Annotated in this window: 23 protein-coding genes; 11 read left to right on the forward strand and 12 right to left on the reverse strand. The window is 38.5% G+C overall.

Features of this window, described 5'->3' with window-relative positions; genetic code table 11:
• Positions 1-47 precede the first annotated feature (47 nt).
• From AC1M9P_RS01380 to pnuC, 8 genes are all read right to left on the reverse strand, one after another.
• Entirely contained in the window at positions 48-341 is a 294-nt protein-coding gene (locus tag AC1M9P_RS01380; protein WP_481586536.1) for a cold shock domain-containing protein, read from the reverse strand.
• A 70-nt stretch (positions 342-411) separates the two neighbouring features.
• Positions 412-1,671, reverse strand: coding sequence for a glutaminase (locus tag AC1M9P_RS01385; RefSeq protein WP_481586537.1), 1,260 nt, complete (start codon positions 1,669-1,671; stop codon positions 412-414).
• A gap of 41 nt (positions 1,672-1,712) precedes the next feature.
• Positions 1,713-2,933, reverse strand: a complete 1,221-nt coding sequence (locus tag AC1M9P_RS01390) for a GGDEF domain-containing protein (protein WP_481586538.1) — start codon at positions 2,931-2,933, stop codon at positions 1,713-1,715.
• Positions 2,934-3,158: 225 nt separating this feature from the next.
• A complete protein-coding gene (locus AC1M9P_RS01395; protein WP_171076794.1) occupies positions 3,159-4,319 on the reverse strand; it encodes a GGDEF domain-containing protein in 1,161 nt (386 codons plus the stop codon).
• Positions 4,320-4,375: 56 nt separating this feature from the next.
• Positions 4,376-4,864, reverse strand: a complete 489-nt coding sequence (def, locus tag AC1M9P_RS01400; RefSeq protein ID WP_481586554.1) for a peptide deformylase — start codon at positions 4,862-4,864, stop codon at positions 4,376-4,378.
• A gap of 151 nt (positions 4,865-5,015) precedes the next feature.
• Positions 5,016-6,149 carry a GGDEF domain-containing protein gene (locus AC1M9P_RS01405; RefSeq protein ID WP_481586539.1) on the reverse strand — a complete coding sequence of 378 codons (1,134 nt, stop codon included), beginning with the start codon at positions 6,147-6,149 and terminating at the stop codon, positions 5,016-5,018.
• Positions 6,150-6,506: 357 nt separating this feature from the next.
• Positions 6,507-6,773: a hypothetical protein gene (locus tag AC1M9P_RS01410; RefSeq protein ID WP_092766902.1), complete on the reverse strand. Its 267-nt coding sequence runs from the start codon at positions 6,771-6,773 to the stop codon at positions 6,507-6,509.
• Positions 6,774-6,874: 101 nt separating this feature from the next.
• A complete protein-coding gene (gene pnuC, locus AC1M9P_RS01415) occupies positions 6,875-7,456 on the reverse strand; it encodes a nicotinamide riboside transporter PnuC (RefSeq protein ID WP_481586540.1) in 582 nt (193 codons plus the stop codon).
• Between the two features lie 173 nt (positions 7,457-7,629).
• Here pnuC and AC1M9P_RS01420 point away from each other — a divergent pair, with 173 nt between their 5' ends.
• Entirely contained in the window at positions 7,630-8,421 is a 792-nt protein-coding gene (locus AC1M9P_RS01420) for a crotonase/enoyl-CoA hydratase family protein (RefSeq protein WP_481586541.1), read from the forward strand.
• Between the two features lie 22 nt (positions 8,422-8,443).
• Complete coding sequence (locus tag AC1M9P_RS01425) at positions 8,444-9,343, forward strand: alpha/beta hydrolase family protein (RefSeq protein WP_092766904.1); 900 nt, start codon at positions 8,444-8,446, stop codon at positions 9,341-9,343.
• Positions 9,344-9,351: 8 nt separating this feature from the next.
• On the opposite strand, the gene AC1M9P_RS01430 is transcribed toward AC1M9P_RS01425, so the two are convergent.
• The gene (locus AC1M9P_RS01430) at positions 9,352-9,801 is read right to left on the reverse strand and encodes a hypothetical protein (protein WP_051586611.1); all 450 of its coding nucleotides are present in this window, start codon (positions 9,799-9,801) and stop codon (positions 9,352-9,354) included.
• 353 nt (positions 9,802-10,154) lie between these two features.
• Between AC1M9P_RS01430 and AC1M9P_RS01435 the strand changes: the two genes are divergently transcribed.
• The 3 genes from AC1M9P_RS01435 to AC1M9P_RS01445 all read left to right on the forward strand — a co-directional run bounded on the left by AC1M9P_RS01435 (position 10,155) and on the right by AC1M9P_RS01445 (position 12,680).
• Entirely contained in the window at positions 10,155-10,355 is a 201-nt protein-coding gene (locus tag AC1M9P_RS01435) for a hypothetical protein (RefSeq protein WP_035269110.1), read from the forward strand.
• A gap of 267 nt (positions 10,356-10,622) precedes the next feature.
• Positions 10,623-11,687, forward strand: a complete 1,065-nt coding sequence (locus tag AC1M9P_RS01440) for an aromatic ring-hydroxylating dioxygenase subunit alpha (RefSeq protein ID WP_481586542.1) — start codon at positions 10,623-10,625, stop codon at positions 11,685-11,687.
• Between the two features lie 51 nt (positions 11,688-11,738).
• The gene (locus AC1M9P_RS01445; RefSeq protein WP_481586543.1) at positions 11,739-12,680 is read left to right on the forward strand and encodes a PDR/VanB family oxidoreductase; all 942 of its coding nucleotides are present in this window, start codon (positions 11,739-11,741) and stop codon (positions 12,678-12,680) included.
• 50 nt (positions 12,681-12,730) lie between these two features.
• On the opposite strand, the gene AC1M9P_RS01450 is transcribed toward AC1M9P_RS01445, so the two are convergent.
• The 3 genes from AC1M9P_RS01450 to mhpT form a co-directional block, all read right to left on the reverse strand.
• Positions 12,731-13,420, reverse strand: coding sequence for a GntR family transcriptional regulator (locus AC1M9P_RS01450; protein WP_035269117.1), 690 nt, complete (start codon positions 13,418-13,420; stop codon positions 12,731-12,733).
• Between the two features lie 126 nt (positions 13,421-13,546).
• The gene (locus AC1M9P_RS01455; RefSeq protein WP_092766907.1) at positions 13,547-14,005 is read right to left on the reverse strand and encodes a MarR family winged helix-turn-helix transcriptional regulator; all 459 of its coding nucleotides are present in this window, start codon (positions 14,003-14,005) and stop codon (positions 13,547-13,549) included.
• Positions 14,006-14,069: 64 nt separating this feature from the next.
• On the reverse strand, positions 14,070-15,302 hold the full coding sequence (mhpT, locus tag AC1M9P_RS01460; RefSeq protein ID WP_092766908.1) for a 3-(3-hydroxy-phenyl)propionate transporter MhpT: 1,233 nt from the start codon (positions 15,300-15,302) through the stop codon (positions 14,070-14,072).
• 271 nt (positions 15,303-15,573) lie between these two features.
• Here mhpT and AC1M9P_RS01465 point away from each other — a divergent pair, with 271 nt between their 5' ends.
• From AC1M9P_RS01465 to AC1M9P_RS01490, 6 genes are all read left to right on the forward strand, one after another.
• Positions 15,574-16,407, forward strand: a complete 834-nt coding sequence (locus tag AC1M9P_RS01465; RefSeq protein ID WP_035270071.1) for a p-hydroxycinnamoyl CoA hydratase/lyase — start codon at positions 15,574-15,576, stop codon at positions 16,405-16,407.
• Positions 16,408-16,456: 49 nt separating this feature from the next.
• Positions 16,457-17,908 carry an aldehyde dehydrogenase gene (locus AC1M9P_RS01470; protein ID WP_481586544.1) on the forward strand — a complete coding sequence of 484 codons (1,452 nt, stop codon included), beginning with the start codon at positions 16,457-16,459 and terminating at the stop codon, positions 17,906-17,908.
• Between the two features lie 87 nt (positions 17,909-17,995).
• Positions 17,996-19,873 carry a feruloyl-CoA synthase gene (locus AC1M9P_RS01475; RefSeq protein WP_481586555.1) on the forward strand — a complete coding sequence of 626 codons (1,878 nt, stop codon included), beginning with the start codon at positions 17,996-17,998 and terminating at the stop codon, positions 19,871-19,873.
• A 72-nt stretch (positions 19,874-19,945) separates the two neighbouring features.
• Positions 19,946-21,085: an acyl-CoA dehydrogenase family protein gene (locus tag AC1M9P_RS01480; RefSeq protein ID WP_035270077.1), complete on the forward strand. Its 1,140-nt coding sequence runs from the start codon at positions 19,946-19,948 to the stop codon at positions 21,083-21,085.
• Positions 21,086-21,133: 48 nt separating this feature from the next.
• Complete coding sequence (locus AC1M9P_RS01485; protein WP_481586545.1) at positions 21,134-22,387, forward strand: OprD family outer membrane porin; 1,254 nt, start codon at positions 21,134-21,136, stop codon at positions 22,385-22,387.
• A 52-nt stretch (positions 22,388-22,439) separates the two neighbouring features.
• Entirely contained in the window at positions 22,440-22,973 is a 534-nt protein-coding gene (locus tag AC1M9P_RS01490) for a DUF3237 domain-containing protein (protein WP_481586546.1), read from the forward strand.
• The last annotated feature ends 1 nt before the right edge of the window (position 22,974 follow it).

The following is a 22,974-nucleotide window of genomic DNA, read 5'->3' on the forward strand; positions in this document are numbered from 1 at the left end:
ATCTGTTCTACAAAAAAGCCCTGATGATTCAGGGCTTTTTTTGCTTTTTATTTTTTAAAACTTGATAATAATGCGCTGGTAATCGCCTGATTATGTGATGCCACACGAGACTTCTTCGCTTTCGCTGACTGGTCAGCTACACGTTGAATTTTGACTGCTTTTAATTTACCTTGATTTTCAACAACCTGAAATTTGACTCGGTCATTGCGTTTTGGCTCACCTTCATCTGCAGGAAAGTCAGAAATGTGGAAAAAAATATCCTCACCTGCACCACCAATAAAACCAAAACCTTTATCGGCATGATAAATTTTAATTTTTCCTTGCTGGACTTCAGACTTCATAACATTCCCAAAAAACGGTATACAATTTTCAATATTATACACGCATCTTAAAGTGCATCATCTTTGCTGATCACTTTAAATAATCATGCAAATGCTGTTGGACAATGACGCGTTTGTGTCCTTTACTTTGTTGTTCCGATAACAATGATTCCGCATCTAAGACCACCACTTTGTGACCATCATCCTGTAGACGTTTCACACCTTCAAATAACATTCGAGCACCGACATCATGGATTAAGGTCAGATGTGTAAGATCAAGCACTACTTTATTTTTACCTACAGGCTCATTCTGTAACTCACGCAAGAACATTTCAGTCTCTGTAAATTGCAAGACACCACGTAGCTCATACACCACCATGCCATCATCATACTCACGGCGACTTTGGATAATGGTTTGTGCTGAAGGGGTTCCCTCCATTAAATGTAATCCCATATCACTTGATAGACGTTCAAAGATTTCCACACCTCGAACACTATTGCCGTGGCTGTCTAATTTAGGCGAAAAAACCGCAATTCCAACCTGACCTGGCAAGACACCAATGATCCCCCCTGCCACACCACTTTTGGCAGGAATACCAACGGTGGTCAACCAATCTCCAGCTGCATCGTACATACCACACGTCATCATGACACTAAGTACCTGACGACATACCTGACGATCTAAAATACATTTTCCCGTAACAGGGTCTTTTCCGCCATTCGCTAATACACTGCCCATTCGCGCTAAATCTTTCACGGTGACTTTAATCGCACACTGTAGAATATAACCATGAACAATATGCTCTGGGTCTTCTTCTAGCACGCCGACGGTACGCAACATATATCCAATCGAAAGATTACGAAATGCTGTTTTGAGTTCAGATTGATAGACTTGCTCATCAAAGGTTAATTCACGCCCACACAGTTCACTTAAGAAACGTCGTAAATGTTCTGCACGAGAAACAGTCTTTTTATGAGGTAATAAAGAATGTGTCGTAATCGCACCCGAGTTAATCATTGGGTTCTTGGGAATCGATCGTTCTTTTTCTAATGAGATTTGATTAAATGCTTCCCCCGAAGGTTCAACACCAACTTTTTCTAATACCTGAGCCAAACCATGTTCTTGAATCGCTAACGCATAAGCAAATGGTTTAGACATTGATTGAATCGTGAACTCAACCTCATCATCCCCTGAAGAATAAATCGTACCATCAATGGTTGAAAGTGCTAAAGCGATACGATTTGGATTGGCAGCTGCCAGTTCTGGAATATAGTCAGCCAATGCTCCTTCGGTATTCGCATGACATTGGTCCAATACATGGGCAAGATAATCAGGTATAGGTGTCTTCATTTTTATTCTCTTGGTGATCAATGGAGACCCAAAATAAGATCTCAAATGTTAAATTCAGCTGTCGATATCGTGTCACATTTGACTTGATTACGGCCATTTTGCTTTGCAATATATAGTGCTCTATCCGCTGCACTATAAATCCTTTGCTTTACTTCGTCTGTGGGTAGATATGGTAAATTTTGTGACATCGCCACGCCAAAGCTTGCGGTCACTTGAATAAAAGTCGCTGGGCTAATCTCAATTTTTTCACTTTCGATCGTTCGACGGCAGCGTTCTGCGATGATTAATGCTTCGTCGATATCACCATCTTTAAGTACTAGAACAAACTCTTCACCACCGAGTCGTCCCACTATATCCTCTTCTCGTGTTTGCTGTTTTAAAACGAGAGCAATACGTTTAAGTACAAGATCACCAACATCATGACCATAATTGTCATTAATCTGCTTGAAGAAATCGAGATCTAAGAGGATGAAAGCAAAGCTGCGATTTTGTTGAATTAACTTACTAGTAAACTGATTGATGTAACGACGGTTATAGAGGTTGGTTAACGCATCTTTCTGACTTAGTATTTCAATCTTACGCTCCCGTCGTCTCCACTGTGACAAGATCAACTCAAAAAAAACTGCTGAGCACAACAGTATGGGTAAATATAGTACCGCCATACTTTTCAGCCAAAAAGGATTGGCATACAAATTAGATTGATTCAGTGCATCACTAAATAATGGTGCATAAGTCAGTTGACCATTGGCCGTCAGTACTGCCAACCACACGATAATACAAGCAATAATAAAAGAGACGCTATAGATGATGCGCTGTTCATATAACACAAAACCAATTAATACAATATTGACCGTTCCCGCCATCACCGCAGGACTATAAATCCCAACCGTGTATCCCGAAAAAATGACAAGCAATCCATAAAATAAGGGGATTAAATAGCCCAAGATTCGGCGAGCAGTAGCATTTTTTCGAAGCATTAAAGCGATTATCAGAAAACACGTGGTCAAAATCACTTGTAAACATGTGGTCAATGTCCGATGAGGATAATATTCTGGATCTAACCAAATTTGATATTCTGAATTGAAAGTTAGGTAGTACCACAACCAATGACCAATGAGCATCAACAGCCCAAATATAAGTAACAGAATCCCTTTATTAAAGTTGGACCAGTTAATAATAGAACGATCAGATTCTAACAAGACATATTTGATAGCTTGCAATAAACTGCGCTGTTGTTGTACTTCATTCTCTCGAGTCATCATCTAATTGTATTATCGAATATTCATATTTATTTTTATTAAAATTTGGATGTATTCAGCGATCATGTCAATGCGCTTTAAGCATTAAAAAGACTGCTTTATCGTTCAGATCAATTTATGGTATGAATTTGATGATCACTGACCAAAACAAAAGCATTGCTATAAAAAAAACCTAAGCGTATGTTTCTCTATAGTTAGTAGTACCAAAACCGAAATTTAATCATTCAACTAAGCTGGCTGATATAACTGTACCTGATTTCGTCCGCTTTCTTTGGCAATATATAAAGCGTGATCTGCACAATGCGTAATGACGTCTTGATCAGATAACTCATGGGATAGTGCAATACCAAAGCTTGCCGTCACATTTAACGAGGTTCCATCATCCAGCACAATCGGCTGCTGTGCAATCGCGTTACGGCAACGTTCTGCGATATCAACCGCTTGATCACGACTGAGATTGTCCAGAATTAATATAAATTCTTCACCGCCATAACGTCCAACCGTATCACCAATACGAACATGATATTCCAAACGCGTCGCCACCTGTTTCAGGACTTCATCTCCTGCTGCATGACCATATTGATCATTAATTTGTTTAAAATGATCCAAATCCAATAAGATCACAGCATAATCAGCACGATCCTGCTGAAAATGTGATAACACTTCATTGATCTGACGACGGTTATAAACGTTCGTCAGCGCATCAAATTTACTGCTGGTTTCGAATTGTTTTTCACGACTGCGCCATTGAGTGAGTAAAATCTCAAAGAATAAAACACTCATAAGTAAAATAGGCACGTAGAGCTGTACCATGCTCATGACCCAAAAATCATTTTGGTAAACGATACTTTTATTCAACTCATCACTAAACATAGGTGCATAACGAATTCGATCGATATGCGTCAAGTAACACGTTAATAACGTGTATATCGTAATTGGAATTGCAATCCCATAAATAATTTTACGGCTATAAAATACCAACCCGACCAATACAATACTGATGAACCCTGCCATCGTTGCAGGGCTATAAATTCCAATCGAATACCCTGAATAAATCATGGTCATTCCAAAGAAACTAGGGGCAAAGTAAGCAATGAAGGTTTGAAACTTAGCGATATGCTGAAACTTGAAACAACTCCAAAACAGGACAAGATAAATCACGGAGGTCACCAACAATTGGGTAACACGTAATTCAAAATAGTCAGGATTTAACCACTGTGCTTTTTCAGGGGTATAAAAAGCCACAATTAACCAGCGAGCGACCTCAAGTTGGCTTAGAATTCCAAAAAAGAGGATAAGCCGTCCCTTTTTAAAATCACTCCAATTGATCAGCATATTTTGAGGATCAAGGATGTACGTATTGGCCATACGATACAATCGCTTAATCATATGTTGAATCTTCCTGATTAACTTCATTCTGTCCTTTTATCTTTTATATTGTCTTTTTAAGCAGCGTGAACTCGCTCTACAAACAAGATCCCATCAAGATGGTCAATTTCGTGTTGAATAATTCGTGCAGGGAATCCTGAAAAAGTCTCAGTAATTTCCTGTCCTTGCATATTACGATAACGGACACGGATTGATGAAGCTCGAGCTACTTCCGCACGTCGATTCTCTACACTTAAACATCCCTCTTCTCCTAAAACAACATGATCAGAACGCTCCAATATTTCAGGATTAATCATGTAAATAGGCTCCATCTCAGGCGCATCGGGATACCGTATATTGGGTTTTGAAGCGACGATAATAATCCTTTTAGAGACATAAACTTGTGGTGCAGCAATACCGACACCATTGCGCTGTTGCATCGTAAAATTCATTGCTTCAACCAGATGCGTTAACCAGCTACTACTAAACTCAAGTTCACTTACCGGCGATGCAACCAATTCAAGGATCACTTCACCTTTTTGAGCAACGGGTAGTATCGTCATAATACGTTCATCTCAATTATGATAAGAATTTGATCTTCATAATTTTTTAAATTTTAAATCAAATATTTGATTAATAGTCAACCAATCTTAAAGCATTTCAAGATGAAGTAAAACTGATTTAAATGACGAATTTGTGACCTGATAATTTTACGGCTCAAGTTTCACTTTTTTGTATGACATCAGCATCCTGAAGTTCGTAGTAGTGTCTAACCTGATTACGACCACGTTTTTTTGCCAGATATAATGCTTGATCTGCATGACGAATCACCGCTTCTTTATTTAAATTAAATTCAGAAATGGCTATACCAAAGCTTGCTGTCACTCTGATCGTCGTACGTTCATCGATATAAAAGAGCTCATTTTCAATTTCTTTGCGACACCGCTCTGCGACCTCCATCGCAGCTCTGAGGTTTTTATTCTGCAACAGCATCACAAACTCTTCACCACCAAATCGCCCGACAATATCTGTATCACGTATATTTTGACGTAGTACATTGGCAACACGCTTTAAGACGTTGTCTCCGATATCATGACCATAGTTATCATTAATACTCTTAAAATGATCAAGATCTAACAGAATGAGAGCAAATTTTCGTTCTTGTAATTGAATTTCATTGAGTTCTAAACCTATTTTTCGACGGTTATAAATCCCCGTAAGCGGGTCCATTTGACTCATTAAATTAATTTGTTTTTCTCGATTTCTCCATTGCGTCAACAAAATCTCAAACAATACAAAAGTCGCAAAAAAAATAGGCACGTAAAAATAAAGTTGTGAATAAACCCAGAATTCATTAAATACCATGACTGAATAATTGAGCTGATCACTAAAGACCGGTGCGTAGGTCATGTAACCCAATGCACTACTGACAATTGCAATGAGCATATATACAGTGACTGGTAAAAAAAGCAGATATACAATCTTGCGTTCAAATAAAACCAGACCAACTGTTAAAATACTGATAAATCCCGCAACGGTAGCAGGACTACTGATACCAACCGAATAGCCACCATAAATAAAGCTTACGGAAAATACCAAAATAATAAAGTAAGGTAAATATTGTCTCACCCATTCTTTATGACGCCATATGACACAAGGAATGATCAGCAAAAACTGTAATACACAGCACAGCAACATCCGTGATAGGTGAAAATAATAATAATCAGGATTGAGCCAATGATGTAATGCAGGATGATGAAATGAAAATAAATACCATGTAATCCAGGTGATATGTGCAAGCCCGCCCAATACCATGACCAGAATACATTTATTTAAGTTACTCCAATTCATCAACACACTTTGATTCATAAATGAATGAAGTGTATAGGGGCGAAAAATTCGATTGAATAGTCTTAACATAATGAACTAACTCAATTGAAACAGCTCATCAAAATAAACTATATTTTCATTTAACTCTGTAATCATTAAATCTATTTCACCCCTACAAAATATAGTGAATAAAATCACATATTTTTTATTATAATTGCACTTATTATCACAATCTAACCTTAAGATTAGGATTTATCAAGGTTTTTTTACCATTTATTCTATTTTTTTTTAAAGCTTTTTTTGCTTAAATCCAGCTAAGGATACGCTCAAGCATTTTAATTTGACTCAGCTAAAAATTGCTAAGCACACTCCTAACTCTTAGAGATCGAGTTCTCGATAAATAACTTTAATTTCTTGTGCAATGTGAATACTGACTTGATGATGCAAATATTGAATCAAAATATCAAATTGCTCTGCACCATCGTCTAATCCAGTACAAAAATATTCAGTATGAGGAGGAAGCGTTTTTAACCACTGACTTTGATAAAAATCGGCAACGGATTCAAAGTTAAGATAACGATGAGGATGCTGTTGTAATGATTTTACAAATTGCAGAAATCGAGCTTCCCAAAAGTGGATAATCATACATTTAAAGTCTACTGGTTAAATTCAATTTCATTGTTACGTCGATCTGCTTTATTTTGCAGATCGAATCATTCAAATCAATGTCCAAGGATGTAAATTTTTCAGAGTGAGTAGACGGTTTGCTGTTGAACTTGATATTTTTTCTTCCACTGAAGATAACCTAATAAGGCTAAAACAATAAATGCGCCATAAAGACCAGCCGTCAAGTATAGATCTTTATACATAAACATCATCACATAGATGATATCCACCGCGATCCAAGCAGGCCAAATTTCCAAATATCGTTTAGACGTCCAATATGTAATGAGCAGACTTAAACTTGCCAATTGAGCATCTAAATAAGGAATGGAAGCATCCGTAAAATAATCCAGACCTAAACCAAAAATAAATCCTGCCAACATCGTAAAAAACACATGTTTGATAATTCTCAACCCTTGAATACGATTGATGGCAAGTTGCTCTTGTTGTTTAAACTGAGCTTTCCATATCCACCAACCATACAGTCCTAAACCGATAAACACGCATTGCAATATCGTTTCACCATAGAGTTGATAGTCATAAAATAACTTTGCATATAAGCCATAAGCCACGAGATTCACAGGCCAACACCATATATTACGACGAATCGTGAGGGTTACACCCAATACACTCATCAATACTGAAATAATTTCTAAAAGGCTCATACACTACTTAAAATGATCGTGGTTTATTCAATACGTCTATCCTAACGTATATTGAATGGCACCATACATGATTCTTAACGAACACGACTTAGCGCTGTTCAATTTGAACTGCACAGTTTTGACCTAACCATTAAACTCCTCTAAAAATAGAATATCCTCAATGGAAAATAATAATGATGAATACAACTCAAATGACCAGAATAACTATTGAAATTCGTAATCATCTGATGCTGATTGGTTTAAACCGTGCTGCGAAGCGCAATGCATTCGACAGTCATATGATTGATGAACTTTCACAAGCACTTACCACCTATGAAGACCAGTCCGATTTACGCTGTGCTGTGATTTATGCACATGGAGAGCACTTCACGGCAGGATTAGATCTGGTTGAGCTTCAGCCGCGTATGTCAGATGGTATATTTTCGGAAGATATGAATCTGATTAACCCATGGGGCACGACTGGTCGTAAACGAAAAAAACCAGTCGTTGTCGCTGTGAAGGGGTATTGTTTTACTGCTGGAATAGAATTGATGTTGAATGCCGATATCTGTATTGCCCATCAAAATACCCAATTTACTCAACTTGAAGTGCAACGTGGCATCCTCCCCTTTGGCGGAGCAACTTCACGCTTCGTTAAAACTGCAGGTTGGTCTAATGCAATGCGCTACTTATTGACGGGGGATTTTTTTGATGCTGCAACTGCATATCGACTTCATTTAATTACCGAAGTAACAGAACAAGATCCGCTTGACCGTGCTATTGAACTCGCCGAATCCATCGCTTCAGCTGCTCCACTCGCTGTTCAAGCCACCTTGACGGCTGCTCACGAAGCGATTTCACATGATGAGCAGTACGCTTTTAATCAGTTAAAGACTCATCTTCTTCCACTAATACAATCTGAAGATGCAGTCGAAGGTATGCGAGCAATGAGCGAAAAACGTCAACCTCGCTTTAAAGGTCAATAGTTCAATATCGGGAAATATAGACATGCAAGCTATTCCAAATGTGAACCAGATGCCAAGAAGCATCAATAAAACTCAAGTTCAGTTTCCTGCCTTAGATAACTATATGCTCACCGGCACTCGCTACCTATCATCTGGTGTGAAGACTGTTGCACGTATTATTGTGGCTTCAGCGACAGCGGTTCCCCAACCTTTTTATCGCAGATTTGCAGAGTATGCTGCAGAACGTGGTTTTGAAGTGCTAACCTTTGATTATCGTGGTGTGGGGGCATCATCTCCAGCACAACTCAAAGGTTTTAAAATGAGTTATTTGGATTGGGGGAAACTTGATCTCGCTGGTGCCATTGAATACTTTTCTAGCGATACTTTCCCCTTATTTGTGACTGCACACTCTTATGGTGGTCAAGCCTTGGGACTTACCCCTAATCATCATCAAGTCAGTGCCATGTGTTGCTACGGTACAGGTGCAGGTTGGGCAGGATATATGCCGTTCAAAGAAAGATTCAAAGTATCCGTGATGTGGAGTATTGTGTTTCCACCCATTGTCGCAGTCACAGGTTATTTACCTTGGAGTAAATTCAATATGGGCTCTGATCTGCCTTTAGGGGTATATCAACAGTGGCGTCGTTGGTGCAAAAATCCGTTATATTTTTTCGCTGACCCCGAGCAACAAGATTTAAAAGCACAATATGCAAGTGTTAAAACCAAAATTTATGCTGTTTCAGCATTAGATGATGATTGGGCTCTCCCAAATTCGAGGCAAGCCTTTATGCAACATTATCGTTCTGCTGATATGCGCTACATTGATATCACAGCCAAACAGTATCAAATGCCTGCAATTGGACACATGGGATATTTCAAAAAAGGCGCAGAAAAAATTTGGGATGACATGCTCCAAAATTATCTCAATTTAGTTGATGATTAAATTCTAAATTACTGAATAAAGTCAGATTGATGCTCTACCCCTTGTGCGTCAGTATGTCGATACATGATGCCATATTGACTCACATAGTATTCAAGGGATTGATTACGATATTCCCATAAAATCGACCACTCACCTAAATCAAATTGATTGATCTGACATAAAGTTCGTGATGGCATCTTGTTCAAAAACTCATATTGAATTTGCTGAGCAAACTTGATATCACGATGATTTACACGTTTCTCAAACAGTAATTTTGCAACCTCATCAAACATACGAATATCTTCGACAGAATCCGTATCATACACCAAGCGCGCCGGCTGGCTGAGATCAGTAGGCTTGAGGAGTTTTGTTAAATCAAAGTGCCTCTGCGTATTCCCCATAATCAATTTAGGTTGTAATAATAGTCGCCATACGGCATAGCAACTGACCAAAGCAAAACACACCACGATTAGCATCATATTTTTTACTCATTCCGATGATTATTCATTGAATCGTTCATTACAGAAATGATTATTTCTTTATTTTTATTGTTAATTTTCTTGGTGTTATTAAGTTTTAACTTTTAAAATATTAACTTAAAAACCAGTAGAGGGATGGCACGAAACGTAACAACTCATTTCAAAATCCACATGTTATGTAAACCGTGTAAATCTAGGTAATTTTATTCAATTAATATGACTTAAAAGTACGTTGAAAGATTCTCATTAAAATAGGGTTTAAAATCTTAGTGTTCTAAATCATTACGACATTTTTTGTCGTTTAACTTGATACGCATCTACACTATTCTTTTCTCAAATTTTATAATTTAACCATGAACTATTCCCGTAAACGCAAACCCATTACCAGTGCATGGCCAGTTGAGCATGATTGCTTCCTCATTGAAAACAGTCATCTTCAACTCGAAGCATTGCAACAGACGCTTCCTTATTCTGCTCAAGAAATTCAAGATCGCCAAGAAATCTTGGGGCTCACGAGACGTCGTCGTCAAATGAAAAAATTAGGTCAATTTTAATTTTCTAATGAAGCTAAAAATTAAATCCCAATAATCGATCAAGTTTAAGCATTTTTTGTTTAATAAATTAACCCTCGTGCCCTCTCTGACAATGAATCAATTTCGCCATATTCTTGGATGGTGATTTGCCATCATTTTTGCTCAAAAATAATTATTATTTAAATGCTCTCTCAAAAATGGATCCAAAATATTTATTTTTAAAGATTATTATTGACTTTCTATCTAAAAAATAGAATTATTGGATCCAATTGATAAGGAGATCAACTCATGTTTGTAAAAAATGCTTGGTATGTGGCGGCACGACCTGAAGAAGTACAAGATAAGCCTCTAGGAAGACAAATTTGCGGTGAAAAAATGGTTTTTTATCGTGGAAAAGAAAACCAAATACATGCCGTTGAAGATTTTTGCCCACATCGCGGTGCACCTTTGTCATTAGGCTTTGTTGAAGATGGTCAACTGGTCTGTGGTTATCATGGGTTAGTGATGGGATGTGACGGCAAAACGGTTTCAATGCCTGGGCAACGTGTACGTGGCTTTCCTTGCAATAAAAGCTATCGCGCAATTGAAAAATTTGGCTTTATTTGGGTATGGCCAGGAGACCAATCGCTTGTAAGTGAAGATCAACTCCCAACTTTAGAGTGGGCTGAAAATCCAGAATGGGCCTATGGTGGTGGACTATTCCACATCAACTGTGATTACCGCTTGATGATTGATAACTTAATGGATCTCACCCATGAAACATATGTTCATGCAAACAGCATTGGTCAAAAAGAAATCGATGAAGCTGCACCAACCACTCGTGTTGATGGTGACCACGTTGTGACTGAACGTCATATGGAAAACATTTATGCACCTCCATTTTGGCAAATGGCTCTAAAAGGTAATAATCTCGCTGCAGATGTTCTAGTAGACCGTTGGCAAATTTGTCACTTTCATGCACCTAGCAATGTTCATATTGAAGTTGGTGTTGCCCACGCAGGACATGGTGGTTACAACGCACCGGAAAATAAAAAAGTGTCTTCAATCGTTGTAGATTTTATTACCCCTGAAACGGAAACGTCTCACTGGTATTTCTGGGGAATGGCTCGACACTTCCAACCTGACAACATCGAATTAACTAACCAAATTCGTGAGGGACAGGGCAAAATTTTCTCGGAAGATTTAGATATGCTTGAACAACAGCAACAGAATTTATTGAGACATCCTGATCGTAAATTGCTGATGCTGAATATTGATGCAGGCGGTGTTCAATCTCGAAAAGTAATAGACCGCTTGATCAGCTTAGAGCAAACGAATGATGAGCAGAAAATTACAACTTTGAATGTTGTTTAAAGTAAACCCACATTTTATCAGTTTTTCATTTTACCAAGGAGTGATACTCACATGGATGTGACTATTCAGAAGATTTATCGTCATAATGAACACATTTTATCTTTCGAACTGGTAAACACCCATGGTGAATTATTACCAGCTTTTCAAGCCGGTGCACATATTGATGTGCACTTAGGTAATCAATTAATTAGACAGTATTCTTTGGCAAATTGTAGTTCAGAGCAGCACCGTTACGTCATTGGTGTCCTGAATGATCCTTTATCACGTGGTGGTTCTAAATTTATTCATGAACAACTTCGTGAGGGTCAGCAGCTCAAGATTAGTGAACCACGAAATTTGTTTGCCTTGGTTCCTGAGACAGAATATGCATATTTGTGTGCAGGTGGAATCGGTATCACTCCTATCTTAGCAATGGCTAAAGAGCTTAAACGCAATAATCAGCCCTTCCAATTACTGTATTTTGTGAAAACGAGAGCTTCTATTGCATTCCAACAAGATTTAGAGGCTCTAGGAGATTCCGTCCACATCCATATTGATGATGAACCTGAAACACATATTCTTTTGAATACAGTCTTTGCCTCTCCTCATATCGATCATCATATTTATGTATGTGGCCCAGATGGTTTTATGAACTATGTGATCCATACCGCAGATACGCTCTCTTGGCCTAGTCATCAAGTACATAAAGAGCATTTCAGCGCACAAGATATTGATACCAGTCAAGATGGGAGTTTTGAAATTGAGATTTTAAAAACAGGGCAACGTATTCATGTCGCAGCTGATCAATCTGCAGCACAAGCTTTAGAACATGCTGGAATCTGTATCCCTTTATCTTGTGAACAAGGTATTTGTGGCACTTGCTTAGTAAATGTAGTTGAAGGTGAAATTGATCACAGAGATATGTATTTAACTGAAGAGGAACAAGCTGCAAATGATCAATTCACACCTTGTTGCTCAAGAGCCAAATCTCAACGAATTATCATTGATGTTTAATTTGGATCGATAGATTTTCAAGTGTAGCCCTTCATTAATTGAAGGGTTTTTTATATAGACCCATCTGTATGAAATATTGAACGCATAGTCTCCCCTAAAGTAACCACATGACTATGCTCACGCATTAAACTTTCAGCGCGTGCTGAGTCTTGTTGCTTTAATGCATTGAATATTGAGCAGTGTTGGATATGCGCATATTGCAAACGACGAATTTCAGACAGCGCATTATTTTTATCATAAGTCAGTGCTTGTGCAGATGCCATAGGTAACTGATTGTTTTTACTGAGTGCTTGCACAATTGCGACATTATCCGAGCCTTGAATAATAGTATTGTGAAAAATAGTGTTGTAATGATGGTAGGTTTCTAAATCATCGCTTGTTAATTCTGGTTTATTGAATATGGAATCAATTTGCGTAATACAATTCAAAAGTGTTTGATGTTGATCTAACGTCATGCCTTTTTCAGCAAGCGTTTTTGCAGCAAGACCTTCTAAAACGCCACGTACATGCAACGCATCATGAACTAATTTGGATGAAATTTCTCGAACAGTATAGCCTCGAGTTGGATTTTTAACGAGTAAGCCTTCTTGCTCTAAAAGCCGAAAAGCCATTCGAATAGGTTGACGAGATACACCTAGCATTTCAGCAGTCGGAATTTCAGCCAAACGAGAACCTCCTGCAATCTCCCCAGAAATAATCATTTTTCGAAGTTCAATTAACACTTGCTGCCCTGAAGACATATAACTACTCAATTTTTTTGATCATGATTGATCCTAACGAGTCAGATTTGGAATATCAATCTCTGTTGACTTAAAGGACTCTTTTAGGCCGGAAATTCACTATTCTATTTTTGATAACTGAGGTGATTATGAGTTCGTATCATCAATATTTATTTTTTGAAGATTGGTTGCCATTAACTCTAGATTGTTTCGAATTAAATAAGCTAAATGGATATCTACCCCATCTAACATTTTTTGTTCTATCTCATTAACAATGTTTCGACATTGTTCGAGTTTTTCAAATCCTTTAGGCGTTACATTAATTAAAATTCTTCGTCCATGTGAGGGATCTGAAGCTCTACTGATCCAATCCTGGTTTTGTAAATCTTGTAGAATTTTATTGGTAGATTGCGGTTTAATAAATGAACGTTCTGCAAGTTTTGCATTAGATAGATTGCCTTTCGCAGCGATAACTGACAATGCTGTAAACTGAGATAAGGTGATATCTAAGTCTTTTAAACGTTCAGTTAAAAGTTTACTCACAATACGATCAACCCTTGCAATTATATAGCTCAGTGTCGGAATCGAATGATTAACTTCTGACATTTTATATTCCTTAATAGATGAACAAAAGTATGACTACTGTCGTAATCATACTTTTAACATATGTTTAACGTGTAGTTATATTTAGAACAGCATCAGACTGCTCTGCTCGTGGCTTGCGTACAAGCATTAATGCCGCAACAGCTGCAAATAAAATCAGGGGAATACTTGCACCAATGACCATTGCTGAACTAGAACCTAACGACAGTAGCATGCCAGCAAATAGGGGCCCTGCAAAAGATCCTATACGCCCTACTGCGACTGCAGCGCCTACACCCGTGCCACGCATTTCTGTTGGATAGAACATCGCTGCCAATCCATAGAGCGCTGATTGGCCACCTACAATAAATAGACCACAACCCACAGCAGACAATACAAGTAAAGCAACAGTTGGAGAGATTGCAAGACAGCACAGTGATAACAAGATGCCAATATATATAAATTTAATTACAGTACTCATGCGAATCTTATCAAGTAAAGTTCCCATGAGAATCGACCCGAAGATACCACCGATGTTGTAACCAATTTGAACATAGTTCGCTTCTGTTTTTCCTAAACCTTGTGCACCCATCAATAGTGGCAACCAGTTGAGTAAAAAATATAAAACAACTAACGTAAAGAAAAAACTGATCCAAATTTGAATCGTGGAAAAACGCCGTTCTTTTGCAAACAACACTTCAAAGAATGGGGTAGAAGTTTTATTCTTCGTCGCTGTTAAATAGTCTTTAGACTCCGGCAAATACTTCATTAGCAAAGGGATTAAAAGAATTGGAGCGAAGCCACCAATGTAGAAGATATGTCTCCATTGCGCATCACCAGCTAAACCCATTGCCACGAATGATGTCAACATTCCACCAAATGGAATACCGCTATACATAATACTGACTGCAATGCCTTTATGTTTCTCTGATACTGCCTCAGATGCCATGGTGATCATCATTGGTAAAGCGCCACCCATCCCTAAGCCAGTTAAGAAACGAATGATTAAAAGCAGTGTATAATCAGAAGCATATGCCGTTAGAACTGACATCACTCCAAAAATTAAAATACTGGTCAATAGAACTGCCTTACGCCCAATTTTATCAGCGAAACGACCTCCTAATAATGCACCAGGTAAAGTACCCAAGATTGCCGCGCTAAATGCCCATGCCATTTGAGTATTATCTAAGCCAAACTCTGCTCGCATCCGTGGTGCTGCTACGCCCATTGATTGAAGATCGAAACCTTCAAATACAGCGATAGCGAAACACAGTACGAGTGTAAGCGTAGCTTTAGTCTTACTACTTACACTTTGTTCCATTTTTTATTGTCCCTTTTAGAGCTTTTAAAATACTTTTAAAAAAATACACATCCTATGTATTGCCTCCGTCCAGGCAACTCAAAAAATATCACCTAAACTTATAAAATAATCAATATTTTTTTTTAAATAAAATTCATTTAAAATATTATTTTATTAAATATCAATAGATTATAAAAATTTTATAAAAAATTCAAAAAAACACTTGTATGTAAGTTTAACTGATATTATCTTAATTCCAACAGGACATAAAACAAACACTAAGGAGCTTATCATGTCTTATCAAAATCGCTGGTCCACTGTAGATGTAAAAGTTGAAGCTGGCATTGCTTGGGTCACTTTAAATCGCCCAGAAAAGAAAAATGCGATGAGTCCAACCTTAAATAAAGAAATGATTGATGTACTTGAAACGCTTGAACTCGATCCAGAAGCAGGTGTTTTGGTACTCACTGGTGCTGGGGATTCTTGGACAGCAGGTATGGACTTGAAAGAGTACTTCCGTGAGGTTGACAGCCAGCCAGAAATTTTCCAAGAGCGAATTCGTCGTGATGCATCACGTTGGCAATGGCATTTACTTCGTTTTTATTCAAAACCAACGATTGCAATGGTAAACGGCTGGTGCTTCGGTGGTGGATTCTCACCACTAGTCGCATGTGATCTAGCCATTGCAGCAGATGAAGCTACATTTGGCTTGTCTGAAGTGAATTGGGGAATTCCTCCAGGTAACTTAGTGAGCAAAGCTATGGCTGATACAGTCGGTCATCGTGCTTCTATGTACTACATCATGACAGGCAAAACCTTCTCTGGTGTTGAAGCTGCAAATATGGGCTTAGTGAACAAGAGTGTTCCACTTGCTCAATTACGTGCAGAAGTAACTGAATTGGCAAATAATTTGCTTGAAAAGAATCCAGTTGTACTGCGTACAGCGAAGAATGGTTTTAAGCGCTGTCGTGAGCTGACTTGGGAGCAAAACGAAGATTACTTATACGCCAAACTGGATCAATGCAACTACCGTGATGATGAAGGTGGTCGTGCACAAGGTATGAAGCAATTCTTGGATGACAAAACAATCAAACCAGGTCTTCAAACTTATAAACGTCCTGCTTAAGCAGAATCTACTTTTTTCGTCATGATGGACATGTAAGGAAACATTCACCATGCAAAACGTACAGTTACTTATTCACGGCCAATCTGTTGCAGCAAGTTCAGGACAAACTTTTCAAAGAATCAGTCCAATTAATGGCTCAATCGCATCAACGAGTGCAGCAGCGACTTTAAGCGATGTTGATCGTGCAATTGAGTCAGCGCATGAAGCATTCAAAACTTGGTCTGTTCTATCACCAACAGACCGACGTTTAAAATTGCTTAAAGCTGCAGATTTGATGGATCAAAAAACTGAACAGTTTATTCAAACTGCAATACATGAAATAGGTTCAACTGCGACGTGGTATGGCTTTAATGTCCATCTTGCTGCCAATATGCTGAGAGAAGCGGCAGCCATGACTACACAAATTGATGGAAATATTATTCCATCAGATGTTCCTGGCAATATCGCTATGGGTGTTCGCGTTCCATGTGGTGTCATCGTTGGTATGGCGCCGTGGAATGCTCCTGTTATCTTAGCCACTCGTGCCTTAGCGATGCCTCTGGCTTGTGGGAATACAGTCGTACTTAAAGCATCTGAAGCTTGCCCTGCAACACATCGATTAATTGGGGAAGTACTTCATGAAGCAGGTATTGGCGATGGTGTTGTCAATGTCATTACTCATGCTCCGCAAGATGCTCCACAGATTGTAGAGCGTTTAATCAGTCATCCATTGACTAAAAGAATTAATTTTACAGGTTCAACGCATGTAGGACGAATAATTGCACAAACTGCAGCGAAATACCTCAAACCAGTGTTGCTGGAACTTGGTGGCAAAGCACCGGTCATTGTATTGGAGCAAGCGGACCTGGACGAAGCCGTTAATGCCATCAGTTTCGGCGCTTTTTTCAATCAGGGACAGATCTGTATGTCGACAGAGCGTGTTCTTGTGGATGAAAAAATTGCAGACCAATTCATCGAAAAATTGATCAATAAAGTTCAGAATATCAGAGCAGGAAATCCACTTGAGAGTCAAGAACCCCTGGGCGTTCTAGAAAGTTTAAAAGCTGCAACAAGAATCAAAAATTTAATTGAAGATGCACGTGAAAAAGGTGCATATTTACCACTAGGTTTAAGCATTGATGGTGCTATGATGCAACCTACTATCGTAGTTGACGTCACAAAAGATATGCAGATTTATGCCGAAGAGTCTTTTGGTCCTGTGTGCACCGTTCAACGTTTTAAAACTGTTGATGAAGCAATCGATTTAGCAAATGACTCAGAATTTGGATTATCTGCAGCAGTTTTTAGTCAAGATTTATCCCTAGCTCTAGATGTTGCTAAACGTATCGAATCAGGTATTTGTCATATTAATGGTGCTACCGTTCATGATGAAGCGCAAATGCCTTTTGGTGGCGTGAAACAAAGTGGTTATGGACGATTTGGGAGTAAAGTCTCAGTTGCAGAGTTCACTGAGCTGCGTTGGATCACCATGCAAACCAAAACTCGTCACTACCCTATTTAACGAATATTTCAAAGAGTTGACATGAAGTCAGCTCTTTTCGTTGGAAAAGAATAGCTAAAAATACATGGAGTGAAAACAATGTCGAATATGACGGTTCATACGCATAAATATCCTGAGCGATTTGTTAAATTAGGCAGTCACGAGATTGAGTTTCAATCTAAAAATGGCACTTTGTATATTTCCCCAAAAGAACAACTTAAACCATACCCACAAAAAATTACTGACCGTTTAATTCAATATGCTCAAACACATCCCGATCGTGTATTCGCAGCAAAACGTGGTCATGATGATGAATGGATTAAGCTTACATACGCAGAAACATTAGATCGAGCATGGCGTATTGCACAAAGTTTGAAACAATATTCACATCTTTCAACTGAACGTCCTATTGTCATTCTATCTGGAAATGATCTAGAGCATCTTACTTTGTCAATGGGAGCAATGCTTGCAGGAATTCCATTCTCTGCAATTTCTCCTGCCTATTCACTTATTTCTAAAGATTTTGGCAAGCTCAAACATGTGTTTGATGTTCTAACACCAGGTTTGGTTTTTGCTAATGATGGTCAAGCTTTTGCTAAAGCGATTGAACATTGCTGCGATACAGATGATATTGTGATAGTTACGAATTCTGGAAAATTTGGTGAGAAAAATTGCCTTGCTTTCTCTTCATTCCTCTCCTCTGAAATTAGTGATATTAAAGATCATTATGAGACCATTGATGAACATCAAATAGCGAAATTTCTATTTACATCTGGCTCAACTAAAATGCCGAAAGCGGTACCTACAACGCATCTAATGCTATGTACCAATCAACAGATGCTGCTTCAGACCTTCCCTGAGTTTGAAGAGACCCCCCCAGTATTAGTTGATTGGTTAGCATGGCATCATACTTTTGGTGGCAGTCATAATGTAGGAATCGCATTATATAACGGCGGCACAATTTATATTGATGACGGCAAGCCAGTTCCAGGAAAGATGGAAGAAACCATCAGGAATCTTAAGGAAATTGCACCTACTGTGTATTTAAACGTTCCTAAAGGATGGGAAGAAATAACCGTAGCTCTTGAACGAGATGCTGAGTTACGCGAAAAATTTTTTAGTCGAGTTAAAATTTTGTTTTTTGCTGGTGCTGCACTATCAGAAGCTGGTTGGAACAGACTTGACCAAATCGCGCAGTCACACTGTGGAGAACGTATTCGTATCATGAGCGGTTTGGGGATGACTGAGACTGCACCATCATGTGTGTTTACAACTGGTCCCAAAGTAATGGCTGGGTTCATTGGATATCCAGCTCCAGGTTGTGAAGTGAAGTTAGTGCCTTATGGTGACAAACTTGAGTTTTGTGTTCGTGGTAAAAATGTCATGAAACATTACTGGCGTCTACCTATAGAACAACAAGCTGACATCTTTGATGATGAAGGCTTTTACCGCACCGGGGATGCTGTGAAGTTAGTGGATCCATCCGATCCAAGTCAAGGACTCATGTATGATGGCCGTATAGCTGAAGATTTTAAGTTGAATACAGGTACCTTTGTCAATGTTGGAACTTTACGCAATAAAGTTCTCATTACAGGTAATCGACTTATTCAAGATGTATGTATCACCGGTTCTAATTTAAGTGCGATTGGATTTTTAATATTTCCCAAAATTGCAGATTGCGCTGAGTATGCAGGATTAGATTTAAGTCTAGTTGGTGCTAAAGAGGTGCTTCTACACCCTAAAGTTCAACAATGGTTCAAGCAGTTTTTAATTGATTTCAACAAAGATGCGACAGGTAGTTCAAACACTGTTTCAATGCTTTACCTCATGATTGAACCTCCACTTCTTGATGCAGGAGAAACCACTGATAAAGGCAATCTCAATCAAAGTGGTATCTTGAAACGTCGCATAGCAATGGTGGAAGAGTTATACGAAAAAAACATCAATAATCCACTCATTATTCGCATTCCAACCCTTAGAAATTAACTCAACTTTTTTATTCAGCAGCGTTTAGTCAAACGCTGCTTAGACAGTTGCATTCAAAATTAGGATAACGCTATGCAGAAAGATAGTGATTTTGAGCTGTTTCGGGACAATTATCGACGCTTCCTAGCAGAGTTTGTCGCCCCATATTATGAGTCATGGGAAGAGCAAGGACTCATGCCTCGACAAGTTTGGGATCAACTTGGACAAAATGGATTTTTATGCGTCGATGTGCCTGAACAATATGGAGGTTACGGCGCACCGATATATTATTCACAAATGATCGTTCAAGAAACGGCTCGAGCGGGCTTCTCTGCGTTAGCCGTTGCAATCGGTGGTCAGAGTGAACTTGTTTCACCCTATATCCAGAATATTGGAAGTGAAGATCAAAAACAATATTGGTTACCTAAAATGGTATCCGGTGAAGTTGTTACAGCTATTGCAATGACTGAAGCCAATGCAGGTTCAGACCTACAAGCCATCCGCACTCAAGCCTTATTAGATGGCGATCATTATGTGGTAAATGGCTCAAAAACGTTTATATCGAATGGTCAACATGCAGATCTCATAGTTTTAGTTGCTAAAACTGATCCTCAAGCAAGAGCTAAAGGTATTTCGATTTTATTGGTGGATGCTCATTTAGATGGAGTAAAAAAAGGTCGTGGTCTAAAAAAAATTGGACTTCAATCTCAAGACACTGCCGAATTATTTTTTGACCAAGTCAGAGTTCCTAAAGACCAATTATTAGGTCAGGAAGGTCAAGGCTTTAGCTATCTCATGCAAGAACTTCCACGTGAGCGTTTGAGTATTTCTCTCATGGCATTAGGCGCTTTGCAAGGTGCTTTAGAAATTACTCAAGAATATGTCCTCGAACGTAAAGCTTTTGGACAATCAATTGCACAATTTCAAAATACTCGTTTTGTAATCGCTCAAGCCAAAATTAAAACTCTAGCAGCCGAAGCCTTTGTCGAAAAATGTAAGTCGCTTTATCAACAGGGAGTATTGGATGTAAGCGAAGTTGCGGCATTGAAATGCTTCATCACTGATACCCAATGTGAAGTCATTGATCAACTTCTGCAATTGTTCGGGGGATATGGATACATGCGGGAATATCCAATATCTCGATTTTATGTCGATGCACGTGTTCAAAAAATTTATGGGGGAACCAATGAAATTATGAAAGAAATCGTTGCAAGAGAACTTTTAGGAAAATAACACAAAGATTACCTCTATGTATTAATACTATTTCAGGATGAAATAAAGATGAAAAAATTATGGATCACACCACTTCTATTATGTACCGCTCCAGCATTTGCAAATAATTTTATCGACCAAAGTAAAGTCGAATTAACTGCACGTAACTTCTACTTTGACCGTGACTTTAAAGTTGAGAATAGATACCCCGCATTAAGAGACTGGACACAAGGATTTATCTTTAAAGCGCAATCTGGATTCACCGATGGAACGATTGGTTTTGGTTTAGATCTATTAGCGACCGCAGGTTTTAAACTGGATGCTGATGCTAAATATGGAGGTACAGGAAACTTAATTCGTTCCTTGGCAACCAATGAGCCTGCAGATCAATATGGTGAAGTTGGAGTCACTTTAAAAGCTAAAGTTTCTGAAACCGAGGTACGTATAGGGACTCTTCAACCCATGACTCCTGTTTTAGTCGGCTCTCCAGCGCGACTTTTACCTCAAACGTATCGAGGTGTTGCAGTTCAATCTAAAGATATTCAAGGTCTGGATCTCCAAGCATCCTATATTGATGAAGTCAATCAACGTGATTCTACAAATTATGAAGCTATAAAGATCTCTGGAGTAAATGGTCGTTATATTTCTGAAGAAACAGATTATTTGTATTACTTAGGTGGACATTATGACTTGACTCATAATCCATTGCGGTTGACTGCATTTCATATGGATGTTAACGACTTATATCGCCAATCGTTGTTAGGCATAACCTATAAATATCCAATCTCAAATCAATCCACTTTTACAACACAGTTGCGTTACTACATTAGCGATGAAGATGGGACTGCTAAAGCGGGTTTAGTTGACAATAATTTACTTCATAGCCATTCAGAACTTCAACACCAAAACCATAAGTTTATCTTTTCTACATTTCACCACTTTGGAGATACTGCTTTTCCGTACTTAACTGGAGGAGAAACTGGACTAGCAATTGATACTTGGACTGGTGAGTTTTTGAATGCGAAAGAGCGTGTTTATAGCCTGCGTTATGAATACGATTTTAAAGACTATATTCCAGGTCTTCGTTTTATGACCCGCTATACCCATGGTAGCAATATTTACGCACCACAGTTGGGTGGTACAGATTTTTCGGAAGATGAATTGGATTTTGATCTGGCTTACACAGTTCAAAATGGTCCACTAAAAAATTTAGGTTTACGCGCGCGTTACGCGATCTACGATAATGATATGCCAATTACCGCCAATATTAAGCCAGCCAATGAAACTCGTATCAATATTGATTACACGTGGAAATTTAAATAATAACAAAAGGGTTCTTCACTGAGGAACCCTACCCTCTCTAAGGATAATAAGTATGAAATATTTAATCGGCTTATTGGTCTATACCACCAGTGCATTAAGTTTGGCAAATACCCAATATTCACCACAACCCATAAAACTTGAACCCCTTGCGACATTCAATGTTGAACTCACAGCCCCAGTTTGGGAATTAGGTAAAACTTCAGATTTAGGGCAAAGACGCATAATCCCAATCACTGGAGGAACTTTTTCTGGACCAAGTTTGAAGGGGCGTATTCTTAACAATGGTGCAGATTGGCAAAAGGTCGATAGCAAAGGTTTGGCATATATAGATACGCGCTATTTATTAGAAACTGATGATGGTGCTCTGATTTATTTACAAACTAAAGGTTATCGCCATGCTTCACCACAAGTACTAGAACAATTAAGTCGTGGCGAAGATGTTAATCCCACTCAGTATTACTTCAAATTAACCATGCAGTTTGAAACTAGCTCAGAAAAATATGCATGGTTAAATCAGACAATTGCAGTTGGAAGCGCAATGCGTCTCGGAAAAGCCGTGATCTATGATGCATTTGCAGTGAAATAAA

The organism is Acinetobacter sp. 25-47-122 (assembly GCF_056779695.1).

What these genes read in the sequence shown, in the direction of transcription:
- AC1M9P_RS01380 (WP_481586536.1), bottom strand. Translation starts at nt 341, where the DNA reads ATGAAGTCTGAAGTCCAGCAAGGAAAAATTAAAATTTATCATGCCGAT.
- AC1M9P_RS01385 (WP_481586537.1), bottom strand. Translation starts at nt 1,671, where the DNA reads ATGAAGACACCTATACCTGATTATCTTGCCCATGTATTGGACCAATGT.
- AC1M9P_RS01390 (WP_481586538.1), bottom strand. Translation starts at nt 2,933, where the DNA reads ATGATGACTCGAGAGAATGAAGTACAACAACAGCGCAGTTTATTGCAA.
- AC1M9P_RS01395 (WP_171076794.1), bottom strand. Translation starts at nt 4,319, where the DNA reads ATGATTAAGCGATTGTATCGTATGGCCAATACGTACATCCTTGATCCT.
- AC1M9P_RS01405 (WP_481586539.1), bottom strand. Translation starts at nt 6,149, where the DNA reads ATGAATTGGAGTAACTTAAATAAATGTATTCTGGTCATGGTATTGGGC.
- AC1M9P_RS01410 (WP_092766902.1), bottom strand. Translation starts at nt 6,773, where the DNA reads ATGATTATCCACTTTTGGGAAGCTCGATTTCTGCAATTTGTAAAATCA.
- pnuC (WP_481586540.1), bottom strand. Translation starts at nt 7,456, where the DNA reads ATGAGCCTTTTAGAAATTATTTCAGTATTGATGAGTGTATTGGGTGTA.
- AC1M9P_RS01420 (WP_481586541.1), top strand. Translation starts at nt 7,630, where the DNA reads ATGATGAATACAACTCAAATGACCAGAATAACTATTGAAATTCGTAAT.
- AC1M9P_RS01425 (WP_092766904.1), top strand. Translation starts at nt 8,444, where the DNA reads ATGCAAGCTATTCCAAATGTGAACCAGATGCCAAGAAGCATCAATAAA.
- AC1M9P_RS01430 (WP_051586611.1), bottom strand. Translation starts at nt 9,801, where the DNA reads ATGATGCTAATCGTGGTGTGTTTTGCTTTGGTCAGTTGCTATGCCGTA.
- AC1M9P_RS01435 (WP_035269110.1), top strand. Translation starts at nt 10,155, where the DNA reads ATGAACTATTCCCGTAAACGCAAACCCATTACCAGTGCATGGCCAGTT.
- AC1M9P_RS01440 (WP_481586542.1), top strand. Translation starts at nt 10,623, where the DNA reads ATGTTTGTAAAAAATGCTTGGTATGTGGCGGCACGACCTGAAGAAGTA.
- AC1M9P_RS01445 (WP_481586543.1), top strand. Translation starts at nt 11,739, where the DNA reads ATGGATGTGACTATTCAGAAGATTTATCGTCATAATGAACACATTTTA.
- AC1M9P_RS01450 (WP_035269117.1), bottom strand. Translation starts at nt 13,420, where the DNA reads ATGTCTTCAGGGCAGCAAGTGTTAATTGAACTTCGAAAAATGATTATT.
- AC1M9P_RS01455 (WP_092766907.1), bottom strand. Translation starts at nt 14,005, where the DNA reads ATGTCAGAAGTTAATCATTCGATTCCGACACTGAGCTATATAATTGCA.
- mhpT (WP_092766908.1), bottom strand. Translation starts at nt 15,302, where the DNA reads ATGGAACAAAGTGTAAGTAGTAAGACTAAAGCTACGCTTACACTCGTA.
- AC1M9P_RS01465 (WP_035270071.1), top strand. Translation starts at nt 15,574, where the DNA reads ATGTCTTATCAAAATCGCTGGTCCACTGTAGATGTAAAAGTTGAAGCT.
- AC1M9P_RS01470 (WP_481586544.1), top strand. Translation starts at nt 16,457, where the DNA reads ATGCAAAACGTACAGTTACTTATTCACGGCCAATCTGTTGCAGCAAGT.
- AC1M9P_RS01475 (WP_481586555.1), top strand. Translation starts at nt 17,996, where the DNA reads ATGACGGTTCATACGCATAAATATCCTGAGCGATTTGTTAAATTAGGC.
- AC1M9P_RS01480 (WP_035270077.1), top strand. Translation starts at nt 19,946, where the DNA reads ATGCAGAAAGATAGTGATTTTGAGCTGTTTCGGGACAATTATCGACGC.
- AC1M9P_RS01485 (WP_481586545.1), top strand. Translation starts at nt 21,134, where the DNA reads ATGAAAAAATTATGGATCACACCACTTCTATTATGTACCGCTCCAGCA.
- AC1M9P_RS01490 (WP_481586546.1), top strand. Translation starts at nt 22,440, where the DNA reads ATGAAATATTTAATCGGCTTATTGGTCTATACCACCAGTGCATTAAGT.